We start from the raw sequence: 15,724 nt of genomic DNA, 5'->3' as shown, positions 1-15,724 counted from the left end.
TACAACTACCTTTCGGAAATTTTTTGTGTAAGAATAATATCTTGATAGCTTGTGTATTCAGTTCTGCTACACCATGAACCATAATGGGGAGGAGTCTGCAATTCTAGTCCATACTTATTTAATAGGGTACGAATATCTTCCTCAGGATAGGCAACTGCGAAATTTGGGATCTCTTTATTTAGAACATAACAATTGTCAATTTGATGATAAAAACCTAACGCACTTAGACCTGCATTTAAATAATAGGAAGACTCAGGATTAATTAAAAAGAAAGTAATAAAACATCTCCCATCCTTTTTCAAAACTCGAGAAATTTCACTTAAGTAATGCTCTAATTCTTTCGGAAGAAGATGGGTAAATACAGACGTTAAAAAAATAAAGTCAAATGATTCATCTTCATATGGAAACTTGTATTGAGAAGCATCTTCTTTTCCATCGGGATTGTAGAATTGGTTATATATATCGACATGTTCAAAATGGAAATTGTTACGGCGTGTTGAAATGTTATTTTTGCACCATGTAATTCCCTTATTAAATAAGTCAAATCCATAATAATTACCATCATCGCTTAAATAGTTCATTAATGGAACCGCTATCCGGCCGATACCACAGCCTACATCTAACACTGTTTCATTTGATTTTAAATTGCCAATTTCAATAAAATACTGCATAAACTCTTTTCCAACTTCTTCAAAATGACCACCTACATATTGAACGAGTTCTGGGGGTGGAATTAATGTGATTTTTTTCTCATTTTCGTTCAAAAAATTCACACCTTTCTTATAGTAAAGTAGGAAATTTCTACCTTATATTGAGGGGAGCTTTGCTTTTATTCATTACAAGATTTGTTTTCATGAATTAGTAGTATAATAGTACCCCTCAATTAAATAATTTTTTATTCTATTCTTTTCTCCAAAAAATACCGAAATCATCGATTTGAGTCATAGGAGTTTTTATGTTTCTTTCACTTCTGAAATCTGTTACGGCCTCTGCGCATGTTATCAGTCCATAATCATCAATAATAATAAAGCCACCTATTGAAACTTTATCGTATAAATTTACAAGACTATCCATCGTTGATTCATACATATCACCATCAAGGCGAGCAATTGCAATTTTTTCTATCGGTGCTGAAGGCAATGTATCTTTAAACCAACCCTTTAAAAATTTCACCTGATCATTTAATAAATCATATTTTCTAAAGTTTTCTTGCACTGTTTCTAAAGAAACTCGTAAGTAATCGAATGTGTGCAAATAATCACCGTAATCTTTCGGATATTGTTCTAAGTTAGGTGCGGGCAAACCTTCAAACGAATCAGCAACCCATACAGTACGATCCGTAATGTTGTTTGCTTGTAAAAACCCATTCATAAAAATGCATGATCCTCCGCGCCATACACCAGTTTCAATAAAATCGCCTTCTATATTTTCTCTGACTACAGTCTCCATCGCCTCTTGTAATTGATTCATACGTTTTCGACCAACCATACTGTGTGCAGCTCTTGGCCAATCCTTACCACCTTGACGCTCATTGTTTGAAACATTAGGGTTAACGATTTTTAAATTGTGATTTTCTACATACTGCTTAAGAAATAAAGGAAGTGGGACCGTAACTGGTTCATATGATAGTTCTTTAGATATATGTAACGAAGCAGGTAAGTATGGTTCGTATTCCAACCATATTTCAAATAAAATGGTTTTCTTTAATAGCTCAAGATAAAGCTGGACAGCTGATTTATTTTCCATATAAGTGCCTCCTGCGGAATGTCATACAACATTATGACTATGTAGAAAAGGAAGATTTAATGATTGAATTTAAAAATGAAAAAGCAGTAAAACTAATATCAGTTTTACTGCTAAGTAAAAAATTAAGCGATTTTTTCAATAATAATGGATGCACTCGTACCAAGAGCTAATGATAGCCCAAGCCCTGTAACAATTACTTCAACCAATGATGGAGTTGTCGTAATTTGCGTAATTGCTTGAATAACGATAGGTGCTCCAAGTGAGATTAAACTTGATCCAGTACCTGGTACAGGTACTCCATTCACTTGGATTGTAAGACCTCCTAATGCACTGACTGTTGCAGTATTAGCGATAACAGTAATTTTATAGAATCCAGTTTCACTAATTACGAAAGTATCAGCATCTAATTGAGAAATTGCTGTACCAAACTGAGATCCAACAGTATTAAATGGTAGTGGATCATTAATTCCTAGATCTAAAGAAATCCCACCGGAGTTAAATGCATATAATCCTGCTGGAAGTCCTAGCCCTGATGGTCCAGTTGGCCCAGTCAGTCCGGTAGCACCAGTCGGCCCAGTCAGTCCAGTAGCACCAGTGTCTCCAGTCGGCCCAGTCAGTCCAGTAGCACCAGTGTCTCCAGTTGGCCCAGTTGGTCCAGTAGCACCAGTGTCTCCAGTTGGCCCAGTTGGTCCAGTAGCACCAGTGTCTCCAGTTGCTCCAGTTGCTCCAGTCGGTCCAGTAGCACCAGTGTCTCCAGTTGGCCCAGTTGGCCCAGTCGGTCCAGTTGCTCCAGTCGGCCCAGTTGGTACAGTTGGCCCAGTCGGTCCAGTTGGTCCAGTCGGCCCAGTTGGTCCGGTAGGAAGGGTAAACGGTGGTATCGGTGGTAATGTTGGTCCTACAAGATTAGGGTCAAATGCACTAGCTGATAAAGACTCATCGGGATTTAATCCATCTGAATAATTATGATTTGACATAAATTCACCTCCATAAAGCGTTCATTATATAGTAGATGCAAAACCGAAAGAAAATGACACGGACATTTGAATTATTGAAAAGAAATCTTAAACTGCTTGAACAATTTAAAAAAGTGGAAAGTTTAGTATATGTATAACATATGATTGATTTGGAAGAGGGTGATTATGTTGAACAAGCAAGGAATTACAATTAGTTTGTGTATGATTGTTCGAGATGAGGAAGAGACCATAGCCCGTTGTTTAGACACCGTAGAGAAAATTGTGGATGAAATTATAGTTGTTGATACAGGTTCCGTTGATCGAACGAAAGAAATTGTAGCTCAATATACCTCTAACATATATGACTTTCCATGGATTAATGATTTTGCGGCAGCTAGAAATTTTTCTTTTTCAAAAGCGACGCAAGAGTATATATTGTGGCTAGATGCAGATGACGTATTATTAGAAGATGCTCAAGAAGCATTGAAACTGTTAAAAAGAGAATTGGATCCTAAAATTGATGCTGTTTCGATGCCTTATCATCTTGCAATGGATTCTAACGGGAAACCTTTATATTGTACAAAAAGAAATCGACTTGTAAAGCGTGAAAAACAATTTCAATGGTTTGGAAAGGTCCATGAATATTTAGCTATTTCTGGTGAAACTTTTAGTAGTAATGTTGCTATTACACATAAAAAAGAAAAAAAGGTAACAAATCGTAATTTGAAAATTTTTCAAGATGCTGTAGCAGCTGGAGAAGAATTGAGTCCGAGAGATTTATTTTATTACGCAAATGAATGTATGGATAACCAAAAATATGATGATGCAGTTCTTCTATATGAAACATTTCTTAATCAAGACGAAGGATGGTATGAAGAGAAAATTTATGCATGTGGTAAATTAGGAGATTGCTATGCAAAGCTTGGATTATGGGAAAAGGCAGTTGAATCTTGTGTGAAGTCGTTTCGGTATGCTATTCCTAGAGGAGAGAATTGTACAAGAATAGGATATATATATATGGAACAACAAAAATATAATGAAGCGATATTTTGGTTTAAACTTGCAACGGAAGTACCAATGGCCACGGAGAGTCCATTTCATAGTCCAGCGAGCTACACATGGCTTCCCTATTTACAAATGTGTATTTGTTATAGCAAGTTAGGAGAGCAAGACAAAGCTTATTATTACAACGAATTAGCAGCTGCTTATGTTCCAAATAATGCTGCAATCGAATATAACCGCAAATATTTTCGGAGTGTTTTTGATAAACAATATAAATCGTTATAGGCAGCTTTTTTTAGAAATGGCTCATCGCGATTCTAACTCTAATAGATTGGCTATATAGTAAAGTATTGGCAATGTAACTAGTACTGGTTATATCTATAGATTTTAGATGAGATTTATATTTTAAATTCAATTTGCATAAGGAGTGTGTAAAATGAATTCCCCAAAAAATTCTTTATACGAAGAAAAGTCTGGGCATTATTATAATGCAGTGAATCCGAATTTATTAAAGCATATAAAAAAGGAATGGAAAGAAGTTCTTGATATCGGTTGCTCGAGTGGTGCATTGGGAGCTGCCATAAAAGAAAATGGCACACGTGTATCAGGAATTGAGGCATTCCCAGAGGCGGCAGAACAAGCAAAGGAAAAACTAGATCATGTTGTTTTAGGTGATATAGAAACAATGGATATGCCGTACGAGGAGGAACAATTTGATTGCGTTATATTTGGGGATGTATTAGAGCATTTATTTGATCCTTGGGCTGTAATAGAAAAAGTAAAGCCATATATAAAAGAAAATGGTGTGATTTTAGCAAGTATACCAAACGTTGCTCACATTTCAGTATTAGCACCGTTACTTGCTGGAAATTGGACGTATACAGAATATGGTTTATTAGATAAAACGCATATTCGTTTCTTTACATTTAATGAAATGCTTCGAATGTTTTTAAAAGCAGGATATTCTATTAGTAAAGTAGATCGTGTATATATTGATCATAAAATGTATGAACCGTTAATTGAGGAGTTATATGGAGTTTGTAAAAAATATCGTCTTGGAAGTGGCTTCATGGCTGAGACGGTCGTATTTCAGTATATTATTGAAGCAGAAAAATCATCGTTATGAGCGCTGCTGAGAAAACGATATTATTTGTTACATGTATAAATGATTCGAAAATGTATGCACAGTGTGTACGACATATATTGAGATTGGCAGTGCCACCAGGATATGTTGTACAGTTTATGCCAATTCGGAATGCGAAAAGTATGACGAGCGGATATAATCAAGCGATTTCGCATCCAGCGAAATATAAAGTGTATATACACCAAGATGTTTTTATTATGAATGTAGCATTTTTACATGGACTACTGCAATTATTTAACGAACATGAACATCTTGGGATGATAGGAATGATTGGAGCACAATACGTTCCTCCAAACGGGATATGGAACGAAGGAAAAGGAGTTGTTGGAAAGGTAATTGGTTATATGAATGATTTATTTTATATGGCAAGTCAAGAACAGCCGTACCATGAGTCAAAAACATTTATGCCTGTGGAATGTATTGATGGTTTATTGATGGCAACGCAATACGATATTCCGTGGCGAGAAGACTTGTTTGATGGGTTTGACTATTATGATGTGTCCCAATCATTTGAATTTAGAAAAGCTGGCTATACAGTTGGGGTTCCTGTACAGCGTGATGCTTGGTGCATTCACTATCATATTGATGTGAATATGACCAACTATGACAAGTATAGAAAGATATTTGTGGAGCACTATATGTCAGATGTAAATCAAGACGAATAGAGGGGCTACAAAATGAAAGATCATACAATATTAGTCGTTGTTTGTATAAACAATGAAGAGTTATTTGAACAGTGCGAGAGACAGATAAGAAACCTTTTTGTTCCCCCTGGTTATGTTGTACAAATTTTTCCGATACGAGATGCGAAAAGTATGGCAAGTGCATATAACCGAGCACTTTCATATCCCGCGAAGTATAAGGTTTATATACATCAAGATACTTATCTTATTAATCGTGAGATGTTTTATACACTTATTTCTCTTTTTAAAGATAACGAAAAACTTGGTTTAATTGGAGTAGCTGGTGCTCAGTTTTTACCGAGCAATGGGATATGGTGGGAAGGGAAAAATTTAGTAGGGAAAGTGATTGAGTATAGAAGACAGAATTACCAACTATTAAATTTAGATCAGCTCTTTTATGGGAATCAATCATTTATGTCAGTTCAGGCAATTGATGGATTATTAATGGCCACACAGTATGATATCCCGTGGCGAGAAGACTTATTTCAAGGATTCCACTTTTATGATGTGTCGCAGTCTTTAGAGTTTCAAAAGGCAGGTTATTTAATTGGTATCCCTAATCAAGCAAATTTATGGTGTATTCACTACAACGGGGATGAGTTTGATGCGGATACATATGAGAAGGATCGAAAAGTGTTTGTAGAACATTACAAAGATATACTATCTCCATCATAAGGGAGAGATGCAGGGTGAAAGGAATTATTTTAGCAGGTGGAACTGGGTCGAGATTATATCCCATAACAAAAGTAACGAATAAACATTTGCTTCCTGTTGGACGATATCCAATGATTTATCATGCGGTATATAAGCTAAAACAATGTGAAATCACAGATATTATGATTATTACAGGTAAAGAGCATATGGGAGATGTTGTTAGTTTTTTAGGAAGCGGTCAAGAGTTTGGCGTGTCTTTCACTTATCGTGTGCAAGATAAAGCTGGCGGAATTGCACAAGCATTAGGGCTTTGTGAAGATTTTGTTGGGAATGATCGCATGGTAGTTATATTAGGGGATAATATCTTTTCAGATGACATTCGTCCGTACGTTGAAGAGTTTACAAATCAAAAAGAAGGTGCGAAAGTACTGCTGCAATCTGTAGATGATCCGGAGAGATTTGGCGTGGCAAATATTCAAAACCGAAAAATAATTGAAATTGAAGAAAAGCCGAAAGAGCCGAAAAGTTCCTATGCAGTTACAGGAATTTATTTGTATGATTCGAAAGTCTTTTCTTATATAAAAGAATTAAAACCTTCCGCAAGGGGAGAACTTGAAATTACAGATATCAATAATTGGTATTTAAAACGAGGGGTACTTACTTATAATGAAATGAGCGGCTGGTGGACTGATGCAGGAACTCATGTTTCTCTTCAAAGGGCGAATACGTTAGCGCGGGATATAAACTTTGGTAAACAGTTTAACGGAGAATAGGTGAGAATATGAAAGTTATAGAAACAAACTTTACCGACGCAAAATTGTTGGAACCGAGGTTATTTGGAGATGATCGTGGCTTTTTTACTGAAAGTTATAATAAGAAGGTGCTAGAAACATTAGGGGTTACGCATTCATTTGTACAGGATAATGTTTCGTATTCAGCGGAAGCGGGAACGATTCGCGGATTACACTTTCAAAAAAATCCGAAAGCACAAACGAAACTTATTCAAGTTATGCAAGGAGCAATCTATGACGTTATCGTAGATTTGCGAAAAGATTCACCAACGTTTAAACAGTGGAGAGGATATATTTTAAGCGCAGATAATCATCGGCAATTATTAGTACCAAAAGGATTTGCGCACGGTTTTTGTACACTTGTCCCGCATACGATTGTTATGTATAAAGTAGATGAGTATTATAGTGCCGATCATGACTCAGGGGTACTTTGGAACGATAAAGAATTAGCAATTCCATGGCCGGTAACAAGTCCTATTTTGTCTGATAAAGATCGAATATTACCATTACTTCAGGAATGTGAAGATAGCTTTTGAGTAGGAGAGTTGTTTATGAATATATTAGTAACAGGTGGAGCTGGATTTATTGGAAGTAATTTTGTGCATTATATGTTACAAAGCTATGAAACATATAAAATTATTAATTTCGATGCATTAACATATAGTGGAAATCTAAATAATGTAAAGTCTATTCAAGATCATCCGAATTACTATTTTGTAAAAGGGGAAATTCAAAATGGAGAGCTGCTGGAGCATGTTATTCAGGAACGTGATGTGCAAGTCATCGTCAATTTCGCAGCTGAATCACATGTGGACCGTAGTATTGAAAATCCGATCCCTTTTTATGATACAAATGTAATTGGGACAGTCACCTTATTAGAATTAGTAAAAAAATATCCGCATATTAAACTCGTGCAAGTATCAACGGATGAGGTGTATGGATCTTTAGGAAAAACAGGGCGATTTACCGAGGAAACACCGTTAGCTCCAAATAGTCCATATTCTTCAAGCAAAGCGAGCGCCGATATGATAGCTTTATCTTATTATAAAACATATCAATTACCAGTTATCGTAACGCGTTGTTCCAATAACTATGGGCCGTATCAATATCCTGAAAAATTAATTCCGTTAATGGTTACGAATGCGCTCGAAGGAAAAAAATTACCGTTATATGGGGATGGATTAAATGTAAGAGATTGGCTACATGTAACGGATCATTGTCGTGCGATTGACGTTGTTTTGCATAAGGGACGTATAGGAGAAGTATATAATATAGGTGGAAATAATGAAAAAACAAATATAGATGTTGTGGAACAAATTATTACTCTCTTAGGAAAAACGGAAAAGGATATTGAATATGTGACAGATCGTTTAGGACACGACCGCCGTTATGCGATTGATGCAGAGAAAATGAAGAATGAATTTGATTGGGAACCGAAGTATACGTTTGAGCAAGGGTTACAAGAAACGGTGCAATGGTATGAGAAGAATGAGGAATGGTGGAAACCATTAAAAAAGTAAGGGGTATATAAATGAAAGAACGGATTATCATAACAGGAGCAAATGGTCAATTAGGAAAGCAACTACAAGAAGAGTTAAATCCTGAAGAATATGACATATATCCATTTGATAAAAAGTTACTAGATATAACAAATATATCCAAAGTGCAGCAAGTAGTAAAAGAAATAAGGCCACATATCATTATTCATTGTGCAGCGTATACGAAGGTTGATCATGCTGAGAAAGAACGAGATCTTGCGTATAGAATAAATGCAATAGGAGCTCGAAATGTAGCAGTTGCTTCACAATTAGTTGGGGCGAAGTTAGTTTATATTAGTACCGATTATGTATTTCAAGGCGACAGACCGGAGGGGTACGATGAATTTCATAATCCGGCGCCGATCAATATATACGGGGCTTCTAAATATGCGGGAGAGCAGTTCGTCAAAGAGTTACATAATAAATACTTTATCGTTCGTACATCGTGGTTATATGGTAAGTATGGAAATAATTTTGTGAAAACGATGATACGATTAGGGAAAGAAAGAGAAGAAATATCTGTTGTAGCGGATCAAATCGGTTCTCCTACGTATGTGGCGGATTTAAATGTGATGATTAATAAGCTCATTCATACTTCTTTATACGGTACGTATCACGTATCCAATACAGGATCATGTTCTTGGTTTGAATTTGCAAAGAAAATATTTTCGTATGCAAATATGAAGGTGAATGTGTTACCTGTTTCAACCGAAGAATTTGGGGCTGCAGCAGCAAGGCCGAAATATTCTATTTTCCAACATAACATGCTACGATTAAATGGTTTTTTGCAAATGCCTTCTTGGGAAGAAGGATTAGAGCGTTTTTTTATAGAAACCAAAAGTCATTAACAATTTTAAGTTAATGACTTTTTTGTTTGCCTTTAAGAGGTTTTATGTTACTATAATTATAGTATCAGGTACTAATAACAAGTATAAGTATTTCTGGGAGGATATATCATGGAACTATTACAAGGGAAAACATTTGTTGTTATGGGCGTTGCGAACCAAAGAAGTATTGCATGGGGAATTGCTCGCTCTTTGCATAATGCAGGTGCAAAATTAATCTTCACATATGCAGGAGAACGTTTAGAGAGAAATGTTCGTGAATTAGCGGATACATTAGAAGGACAAGAATCGCTTGTATTACCTTGTGATGTAACAAATGATGAAGAACTTACAGCTTGTTTTGAAACAATCAAGCAAGAAGTTGGTACAATTCACGGTGTTGCACACTGTATTGCTTTTGCAAATCGTGACGACTTAAAAGGTGAATTTGTAGATACTTCTCGCGATGGATTTTTACTTGCACAAAATATTAGTGCATTCTCTTTAACAGCTGTAGCAAGAGAAGCGAAGAAAGTAATGACAGAAGGCGGAAATATTTTAACGTTAACATATCTTGGCGGCGAGCGCGTTGTGAAAAACTATAACGTTATGGGTGTGGCGAAAGCTTCATTAGAAGCGAGCGTGAAATATTTAGCAAATGATTTAGGCCAACACGGCATTCGCGTTAACGCTATTTCTGCAGGTCCAATTCGTACGTTATCTGCCAAAGGTGTAGGCGACTTTAACTCAATCTTAAGAGAAATTGAGGAGCGCGCACCACTTCGTCGTACAACAACGCAAGAAGAAGTTGGGGATACAGCAGTATTCTTATTCAGTGATTTAGCACGCGGCGTAACAGGAGAAAACATTCACGTTGATTCAGGGTATCATATCTTAGGATAAATATAATATTAATTTTAAAGGACAATCTCTACATGTTGAGATTGTCCTTTTTATTTGTTCTTAGAAAGAACGATTTTTAACGAAAGTTCTTACCACGTTATGAATATAACTATAATAGTACACGATTTATTCAGCTACGTATGGAAGTGGGAGGGACGAGTGTGAAGAATAAAAATAAAAGTTCAACAGTTGGAAAACCGTTGTTATATATTGCGCAAGTAAGTTTGGAACTTGCTGCACCGAAAATAAAAAGAATTATCTTAACAAACTTTGAAAATGAGGATCGAAAAGAGGAAAGTAATAGAGATGAAAATGTTGTAAGTAGTGCTGTGGAAGAGGTAATAGAACAAGAACAGGAACAACAAGAGGAGCAGCAAGTGGAAGGGAAAATAGAAGAAGAGGAACAAGTACAAGAACAGCAAGAGCCAGTGAGAACTGTTCCGTATAATAAATCATTTAAGGATATGAATAATGAAGAGAAGATTCATTTTTTGTTAAATCGCCCTCACTATATTCCGAAAGTAAGGTGCAGAATAAAAACAGCTACCCTCTCATATGTCGGATCAATCATATCGTATCGTAATGGAATTGTAGCGATTATGCCGCCAAATAGTATGCGAGATATTAAGTTGTCTATAGATGAAATCCAATCAATTAGTATGGCCGGCTTTTAAATATGTAAAGGTGGTAGAAACTTTCTACCACCCCAATAGTTTTTTAGTTTACTTCACTTTATTAGATAGTAACGTCGCGTAAGCATTGAATCGCACAGAAACAGCTTAAATCTACAGTAATGCAAGTAGATGTCGATACTAGTCTTGCATTTGGTACAGCTAAAAACGTACAAATTGGATCGTCACCAGGTGGTACCGGAGTACCGTCACCTAATACTACACTTAATACACGTAGCACAGCACAGCTATCATCATCTACGCTTTCCACACGGAAAATTGGAGAGCGGCAGCTAGTAAGGCTTGATGATGGTGCAAATGCTTCAAAAGGTTCTCCAGTTTTTGTGTATAAAATAAAAGGGCGTGTATTTGCTACTGATGCAGTATTGTGTGCACCTAAAAATGGAATTTCACAACCAGATCCACACGTTGTTGTAGAACAATCTTGTAATTCATTGATGAATTTTACAACGTCAACTACACAATGAGAAGAGCCATGGTGTTTATTTTCGTTACAACTCATTAATGTCACTCCTTATCTTCTTGTTTGTATTTACATTAATAAGATATTGGAGTCGAGGAGATTTGGTCACAATCTCAAGACCTTTTTTTTTAAATAGGCGAAAGAAGATAAGGGAAGGTGGAATTATGCTGTTTACAAGTTGGCTTTTATTTTTTATTTTCGCGTTAGCGGCTTTTAGGCTCACCCGTTTAATTGTGTATGATAAAATTACAGCTTTTTTGCGAAGACCATTTATTGATGAATTAGAGATTACAGAACCGGATGGAAGTGTATCAACTTTTACAAAAGTAAAAGGTAAAGGATTAAGAAAGTGGATTGGCGAATTGTTAAGCTGTTATTGGTGTACAGGTGTATGGGTTAGTGCTTTTTTATTAGTTTTATATAATTGGATTCCGATCGTTGCAGAGCCGTTACTTGCATTATTAGCTATTGCAGGAGCAGCAGCAATCATTGAAACGATTACAGGATATTTTATGGGAGAATAATATATTTCCATAATACGAGAAAAAGCGGAGTTTAAAAGAATGAGGGAACGGAAATAAAGAGTTGTTCATATAGTAAATAGACAGAATTGACAGTAGAGGAGATGTTTGCTGTGAGCAATAATCCAAGGCAAAATTCATATGACCTGCAGCAATGGTATAACATACAGCAACAGCACTATGCACAACAACAGGCATATCAAGAACAATTGCAACAACAAGGGTTTGTGAAGAAAAAGGGATGTAATTGTGGGAAAAAAAAGAACACAATAAAACACTATGAAGAATGAAACACTCATGCTACTGTGAGTGTTTTTTATTATACATATAAAAAGCGGTATTTCAAAGGAGAAATACCGCTTTTTACTAGCTAATTTGTGCAACTGTTAATGCTGCAGCACGGATGTCTACAGTTCCAATTAACTCGACTGGTACAATTTGAATTAAGTCACCAGGATTTAAGTTAATAAGAATAACACCACTGGATACATCTACTTCACCAGTACCAATAACGTTAGAACGAACCGCTGTACCTGATCCAGGAATAATGTTTGCTGGTGTATTTAATGATAAGAAGAAACGACCAGCTTCTGGTGCAGTAGGTACGTTATCAAGACTAATTGTTAATGTATAACTGATTTGATAAATACCAGCTCGTAGAATTCGGATGCCATCTCCGACACTTACTGTATCGTTTATTACAGGAACAGTAATATTTGGGTTTGGGCTTACGCTAGGTAATAGTAGTGGTGTAAATAATGAAGCGAACTGAGGTGCAGACGCGTTGAAAGCAAAACCGAAGGCAGGTAGTGTACTAGCTGGTTTCGCCTCGCAATCAATTTTCGTAAATTCGCAATCAGAAGAGAACATGTTTTTCACTCCTTTATCTGTTTCTACTTTCAGTTAATGAAAAGGACAGGTTCTATGTTCTAGACAAGTTCCCAATTTTAAGAAATTTACATAATAATACTCGTTAAGCATGGATTGGGTGGCAGAATTATCTGCCACCCAATCCATGCTTAACTCATTATTTAGTTTTAAATCGTAACATCACGCAAGCATTGAATAGCACAGAAGCAACTTAAATCAACAGTAAGACAAGTGTTAGTCGATATTAATCTTGCATTTGGTACAGCTAGGAATGTACAGATTGGATCGTCGGTAGGTGGTACAGGAGAAGTATCACCTAATACTACACTTAATACACGCAATACAGCGCAATCATCATCATCTATACTCTCGACACGGAAAATTGGAGAGCGGCAGCTAGTAAGGTTTGCAGAAGGTGCAAATGCTTCAAAAGGTGCTCCAGCTTTTGTGTATAAAATAAAAGGACGCGTATTTGCTACGGATGCACTATTATGTGCTCCTAAAAATGGAACTTCGCAACCAGATCCACATGTTGTGGTTGCACATTCTTGTAATTCATGTATAAAACGAACGACATTTGATACACAGTTGAAATCACAATCGTGATGATGATGATGGTCTTCGTTACAATTGCAGCTCATTATGTTCACTCCTTCTCGTGAGTTCTGACATACACTATTACAATATGAATGAGATATGGTTGATATTACGTTAATTATCATGATGAAAACAGGGAATTTATATAGGAGGGATGTACATAATGCAATATAAAAAAAGACATCCTTATTTAGTGGATGTCTTTTCAGGTAAATCCTTTCGTACAGTGTACAAAAAACGAGATATATCTAATTTTTTTCCTCTGAAAAATTGTGGAGAGGAAATGTACAATTCTTCTTTTGCACGTGTAATTGCGACATAAAGTAGTCGGCGTTCTTCTTCTAAAGCTTCAGAAGTCTCTGTAACACGATCATTTGCATCTTTTAAAGAAGAAGTATGGGGCAGAATACCATCGCTCGCTCCAAGTAAAAAGACACATGGAAATTCAAGGCCCTTTGCGTTATGAATAGACATAAGTGAAACAGCATCTTTTTGCGGCATTGTTTTTAATGCTTCCATTTCTTTTTGCCCTTGAATTGCTTCATCAATAAATTGTAAATAAGCTGGAATGTCGGTGAAACGATTTGCTGACTCCATTAATTCTTCTAACATTTCTTCTTGTATATCTTTATGCATCGTAAAGGATGAACGATCGTTACTTTGTAAGTACTCTAAATACTTTCCTTTGCCATGAATAATTTCTTTTAATGCTTTTTTCGGTTCTAATTCTTTTATAAATTTAATAAAATCGATACGCTCATTTACCTTTTTCACTTGAAAAGGTTTTAAGTTCGGATTTAATAATAAGAAATGAAGAAGAGAAGGGAAACGGCCTTCACCATATTTCCATTGTTCACGTTCAATAAATGAAATACAATCATCACGCCCGATATACATCGTTGGCAATATGTTTGAAAGTGATTCTAATCGAAATGGTTCAATTACTAGTCGTAAATGATCCAATACAGGCTTAATTAAAGAATGTTCATAAAATGACTGACTCGCACCGTGCTTAATAAACGGGATTTTATGAATGGTAAGCTGATCAAGTAACGAACGGCTTACAGAATGTGTGCGATACAGCAAACAAAAATCTTTATAATTTCGTTCACCACTATCTACTTTTTCTTGAATGAGCTGCAAAATTTGATTTGCTTCATCAAGAGTCGTAGCCGGTCTTGCATAAAAAGGTTGTACACCTTCTTCACGAACAGAATATAGCTCTTTATCAAACCGTTCTTGATTTAGTTTGATAACTTCATTTCCAAGTCCGACAATAAAAGGATTGGATCGATAATTCGTATTAAGGGCGATAATCGTAGTGTTATCAAATTCTTTTGGAAAAGATAAAATAATTTGGTGACTTGCTCCTCGCCAACCGTATATAGCTTGATCGTCATCACCTGCGATAAATAAATTATTTCTTGGCGAAGCTAACAATTTTACAATTTCATATTGAGCATACGATGTATCTTGGAACTCATCTACTTCAATATAGTGGAAACGTTGTTGTAATTGGGTAAGCAAAGGAGCGTTATTTTCTAACATATAATATGTTTCTAATAAGATGTCATCGAAATCAATATAATTATATCGTTGTTTCACTTCTTCAAAACGCTCGTATACTTCTTTAAATTCTTGTTCAACGGGTGTTTTTGCTTTTACATCTTTCGGACGATTTAATTTGTTTTTCTCAAGTGAAATCATCGCGAGCATCGTTTCAGCATCATAATCGTCTTTTAAACGCAATTCTTTTAAAATTTTCTTTATCATAATTTGTTTATGTTTTTCGTTTGCTAAAATTTGCTGATTATATCCTTGACTACGAAGCAATTTTAAAAAGACAGAGTGGAACGTACCGGCAACAACGTAGCTACTTGCAGCATGATTCATACCTGGTAAATTCGCTACACGATTTCGGATTTCTTCAGCTGCTTTTTGTGTAAATGTAAGTAATAAAATATTTCTCGGATGAACTTGTTTTACATTTACTAAATAACCGACGCGAGTTGTTAAAACAGATGTTTTCCCGCTTCCGGCACCAGCCAGTGTAAGAACAGGACCTTCTGTCGTTCGTACGGCTTCTAATTGTTTTTCGTTTAAAAATACATTTTGCTGTTCGAGAGCGCGGAAATACGCTGCATCTGCATCTTCTTCCATAATTAAATGGGTAGATGTTTTCGGAATATGATATGTTGCACGTGGAATATCAGCGTGCGTTAATGATTTTTGTGAAAATTTTTCTTGTGTCATATATTCACCTTCAAAACTATAGCATCAACATTTAACTTTAGCGGAAGAAAAAGAAAATAGCAATGTAAAAAACAGGAGGGGATACCTCCT

The 15,724-nt window shown here is 35.9% G+C and carries 19 protein-coding genes; 12 read left to right on the top strand and 7 right to left on the bottom strand.

From position 1 onward, the window contains the following. Nucleotides 1-5: 5 nt before the first annotated feature. From RCJ96_RS08785 to RCJ96_RS08775, 3 genes are all read right to left on the bottom strand, one after another. Nucleotides 6-764 carry a class I SAM-dependent methyltransferase gene (locus RCJ96_RS08785; RefSeq protein WP_139302882.1) on the bottom strand — a complete coding sequence of 253 codons (759 nt, stop codon included), beginning with the start codon at nt 762-764 and terminating at the stop codon, nt 6-8. Between the two features lie 136 nt (nt 765-900). After that, complete coding sequence (locus tag RCJ96_RS08780) at nt 901-1,746, bottom strand: TylF/MycF family methyltransferase (protein ID WP_000428861.1); 846 nt, start codon at nt 1,744-1,746, stop codon at nt 901-903. A 122-nt stretch (nt 1,747-1,868) separates the two neighbouring features. Then, entirely contained in the window at nt 1,869-2,720 is an 852-nt protein-coding gene (locus RCJ96_RS08775; protein ID WP_446699761.1) for a BclA C-terminal domain-containing protein, read from the bottom strand. 165 nt (nt 2,721-2,885) lie between these two features. Between RCJ96_RS08775 and RCJ96_RS08770 the strand changes: the two genes are divergently transcribed. From RCJ96_RS08770 to RCJ96_RS08725, 10 genes are all read left to right on the top strand, one after another. Beyond that, nucleotides 2,886-3,986, top strand: coding sequence for a glycosyltransferase (locus RCJ96_RS08770; protein ID WP_074609834.1), 1,101 nt, complete (start codon nt 2,886-2,888; stop codon nt 3,984-3,986). A gap of 151 nt (nt 3,987-4,137) precedes the next feature. Beyond that, nucleotides 4,138-4,827 carry a class I SAM-dependent methyltransferase gene (locus tag RCJ96_RS08765; RefSeq protein WP_074609832.1) on the top strand — a complete coding sequence of 230 codons (690 nt, stop codon included), beginning with the start codon at nt 4,138-4,140 and terminating at the stop codon, nt 4,825-4,827. Next, nucleotides 4,824-5,510 (top strand): glycosyltransferase family protein, encoded by a 687-nt coding sequence (locus RCJ96_RS08760; protein WP_074609831.1) that lies wholly within the window; start codon nt 4,824-4,826, stop codon nt 5,508-5,510. Before RCJ96_RS08765 ends, RCJ96_RS08760 begins: the two co-directional genes overlap by 4 nt. Nucleotides 5,511-5,522: 12 nt before the next feature. Then, complete coding sequence (locus RCJ96_RS08755; RefSeq protein ID WP_000651513.1) at nt 5,523-6,203, top strand: glycosyltransferase family protein; 681 nt, start codon at nt 5,523-5,525, stop codon at nt 6,201-6,203. Nucleotides 6,204-6,217: 14 nt separating this feature from the next. Continuing rightward, the gene (locus tag RCJ96_RS08750) at nt 6,218-6,955 is read left to right on the top strand and encodes a sugar phosphate nucleotidyltransferase (protein WP_074609829.1); all 738 of its coding nucleotides are present in this window, start codon (nt 6,218-6,220) and stop codon (nt 6,953-6,955) included. An 8-nt stretch (nt 6,956-6,963) separates the two neighbouring features. Then, nucleotides 6,964-7,509 carry a dTDP-4-dehydrorhamnose 3,5-epimerase gene (gene rfbC, locus RCJ96_RS08745; RefSeq protein WP_000864162.1) on the top strand — a complete coding sequence of 182 codons (546 nt, stop codon included), beginning with the start codon at nt 6,964-6,966 and terminating at the stop codon, nt 7,507-7,509. A 15-nt stretch (nt 7,510-7,524) separates the two neighbouring features. Next, nucleotides 7,525-8,493 carry a dTDP-glucose 4,6-dehydratase gene (gene rfbB / locus RCJ96_RS08740; RefSeq protein ID WP_001024148.1) on the top strand — a complete coding sequence of 323 codons (969 nt, stop codon included), beginning with the start codon at nt 7,525-7,527 and terminating at the stop codon, nt 8,491-8,493. An 11-nt stretch (nt 8,494-8,504) separates the two neighbouring features. Further along, nucleotides 8,505-9,359 (top strand): dTDP-4-dehydrorhamnose reductase, encoded by an 855-nt coding sequence (gene rfbD, locus RCJ96_RS08735; RefSeq protein WP_074609828.1) that lies wholly within the window; start codon nt 8,505-8,507, stop codon nt 9,357-9,359. A 108-nt stretch (nt 9,360-9,467) separates the two neighbouring features. Next, entirely contained in the window at nt 9,468-10,238 is a 771-nt protein-coding gene (gene fabI / locus RCJ96_RS08730; protein WP_000421886.1) for an enoyl-ACP reductase FabI, read from the top strand. Between the two features lie 140 nt (nt 10,239-10,378). Beyond that, the gene (locus tag RCJ96_RS08725; RefSeq protein ID WP_074609826.1) at nt 10,379-10,912 is read left to right on the top strand and encodes a spore coat CotO family protein; all 534 of its coding nucleotides are present in this window, start codon (nt 10,379-10,381) and stop codon (nt 10,910-10,912) included. Nucleotides 10,913-10,973: 61 nt separating this feature from the next. Here RCJ96_RS08725 and exsY read toward each other — a convergent pair whose 3' ends face one another. Continuing rightward, entirely contained in the window at nt 10,974-11,432 is a 459-nt protein-coding gene (gene exsY / locus RCJ96_RS08720) for an exosporium assembly protein ExsY (RefSeq protein WP_029437865.1), read from the bottom strand. 125 nt (nt 11,433-11,557) lie between these two features. Here exsY and RCJ96_RS08715 point away from each other — a divergent pair, with 125 nt between their 5' ends. Next, nucleotides 11,558-11,917 carry a DUF1360 domain-containing protein gene (locus tag RCJ96_RS08715; RefSeq protein ID WP_000899662.1) on the top strand — a complete coding sequence of 120 codons (360 nt, stop codon included), beginning with the start codon at nt 11,558-11,560 and terminating at the stop codon, nt 11,915-11,917. Between the two features lie 101 nt (nt 11,918-12,018). Next, nucleotides 12,019-12,204 (top strand): hypothetical protein, encoded by a 186-nt coding sequence (locus RCJ96_RS08710; protein WP_002194706.1) that lies wholly within the window; start codon nt 12,019-12,021, stop codon nt 12,202-12,204. A gap of 76 nt (nt 12,205-12,280) precedes the next feature. Here the strand turns inward: RCJ96_RS08710 and exsF are convergent, their stop codons facing one another. From exsF to RCJ96_RS08695, 3 genes are all read right to left on the bottom strand, one after another. Continuing rightward, nucleotides 12,281-12,784: an exosporium protein ExsF gene (gene exsF, locus RCJ96_RS08705; RefSeq protein ID WP_000492942.1), complete on the bottom strand. Its 504-nt coding sequence runs from the start codon at nt 12,782-12,784 to the stop codon at nt 12,281-12,283. Between the two features lie 167 nt (nt 12,785-12,951). Next, nucleotides 12,952-13,425 (bottom strand): spore coat protein CotY, encoded by a 474-nt coding sequence (cotY, locus tag RCJ96_RS08700; protein ID WP_446699760.1) that lies wholly within the window; start codon nt 13,423-13,425, stop codon nt 12,952-12,954. Between the two features lie 142 nt (nt 13,426-13,567). Then, the gene (locus RCJ96_RS08695) at nt 13,568-15,634 is read right to left on the bottom strand and encodes an ATP-dependent helicase (RefSeq protein ID WP_000191172.1); all 2,067 of its coding nucleotides are present in this window, start codon (nt 15,632-15,634) and stop codon (nt 13,568-13,570) included. Nucleotides 15,635-15,724: the final 90 nt, after the last annotated feature.

This window comes from Bacillus sp. BSL6, assembly GCF_052928345.1.
This window is presented reverse-complemented; position numbering and strand designations above follow the sequence as displayed.

Excerpts from the sequence above, each read along its gene's own strand:
- RCJ96_RS08780 (WP_000428861.1), bottom strand. The coding sequence starts at position 1,746 with ATGGAAAATAAATCAGCTGTCCAGCTTTATCTTGAGCTATTAAAGAAA.
- RCJ96_RS08775 (WP_446699761.1), bottom strand. The coding sequence starts at position 2,720 with ATGTCAAATCATAATTATTCAGATGGATTAAATCCCGATGAGTCTTTA.
- RCJ96_RS08770 (WP_074609834.1), top strand. The coding sequence starts at position 2,886 with ATGTTGAACAAGCAAGGAATTACAATTAGTTTGTGTATGATTGTTCGA.
- RCJ96_RS08765 (WP_074609832.1), top strand. The coding sequence starts at position 4,138 with ATGAATTCCCCAAAAAATTCTTTATACGAAGAAAAGTCTGGGCATTAT.
- RCJ96_RS08760 (WP_074609831.1), top strand. The coding sequence starts at position 4,824 with ATGAGCGCTGCTGAGAAAACGATATTATTTGTTACATGTATAAATGAT.
- RCJ96_RS08755 (WP_000651513.1), top strand. The coding sequence starts at position 5,523 with ATGAAAGATCATACAATATTAGTCGTTGTTTGTATAAACAATGAAGAG.
- rfbC (WP_000864162.1), top strand. The coding sequence starts at position 6,964 with ATGAAAGTTATAGAAACAAACTTTACCGACGCAAAATTGTTGGAACCG.
- rfbB (WP_001024148.1), top strand. The coding sequence starts at position 7,525 with ATGAATATATTAGTAACAGGTGGAGCTGGATTTATTGGAAGTAATTTT.
- rfbD (WP_074609828.1), top strand. The coding sequence starts at position 8,505 with ATGAAAGAACGGATTATCATAACAGGAGCAAATGGTCAATTAGGAAAG.
- fabI (WP_000421886.1), top strand. The coding sequence starts at position 9,468 with ATGGAACTATTACAAGGGAAAACATTTGTTGTTATGGGCGTTGCGAAC.
- RCJ96_RS08725 (WP_074609826.1), top strand. The coding sequence starts at position 10,379 with ATGGAAGTGGGAGGGACGAGTGTGAAGAATAAAAATAAAAGTTCAACA.
- exsY (WP_029437865.1), bottom strand. The coding sequence starts at position 11,432 with ATGAGTTGTAACGAAAATAAACACCATGGCTCTTCTCATTGTGTAGTT.
- RCJ96_RS08715 (WP_000899662.1), top strand. The coding sequence starts at position 11,558 with ATGCTGTTTACAAGTTGGCTTTTATTTTTTATTTTCGCGTTAGCGGCT.
- RCJ96_RS08710 (WP_002194706.1), top strand. The coding sequence starts at position 12,019 with ATGTTTGCTGTGAGCAATAATCCAAGGCAAAATTCATATGACCTGCAG.
- exsF (WP_000492942.1), bottom strand. The coding sequence starts at position 12,784 with ATGTTCTCTTCTGATTGCGAATTTACGAAAATTGATTGCGAGGCGAAA.
- cotY (WP_446699760.1), bottom strand. The coding sequence starts at position 13,425 with ATGAGCTGCAATTGTAACGAAGACCATCATCATCATCACGATTGTGAT.
- RCJ96_RS08695 (WP_000191172.1), bottom strand. The coding sequence starts at position 15,634 with ATGACACAAGAAAAATTTTCACAAAAATCATTAACGCACGCTGATATT.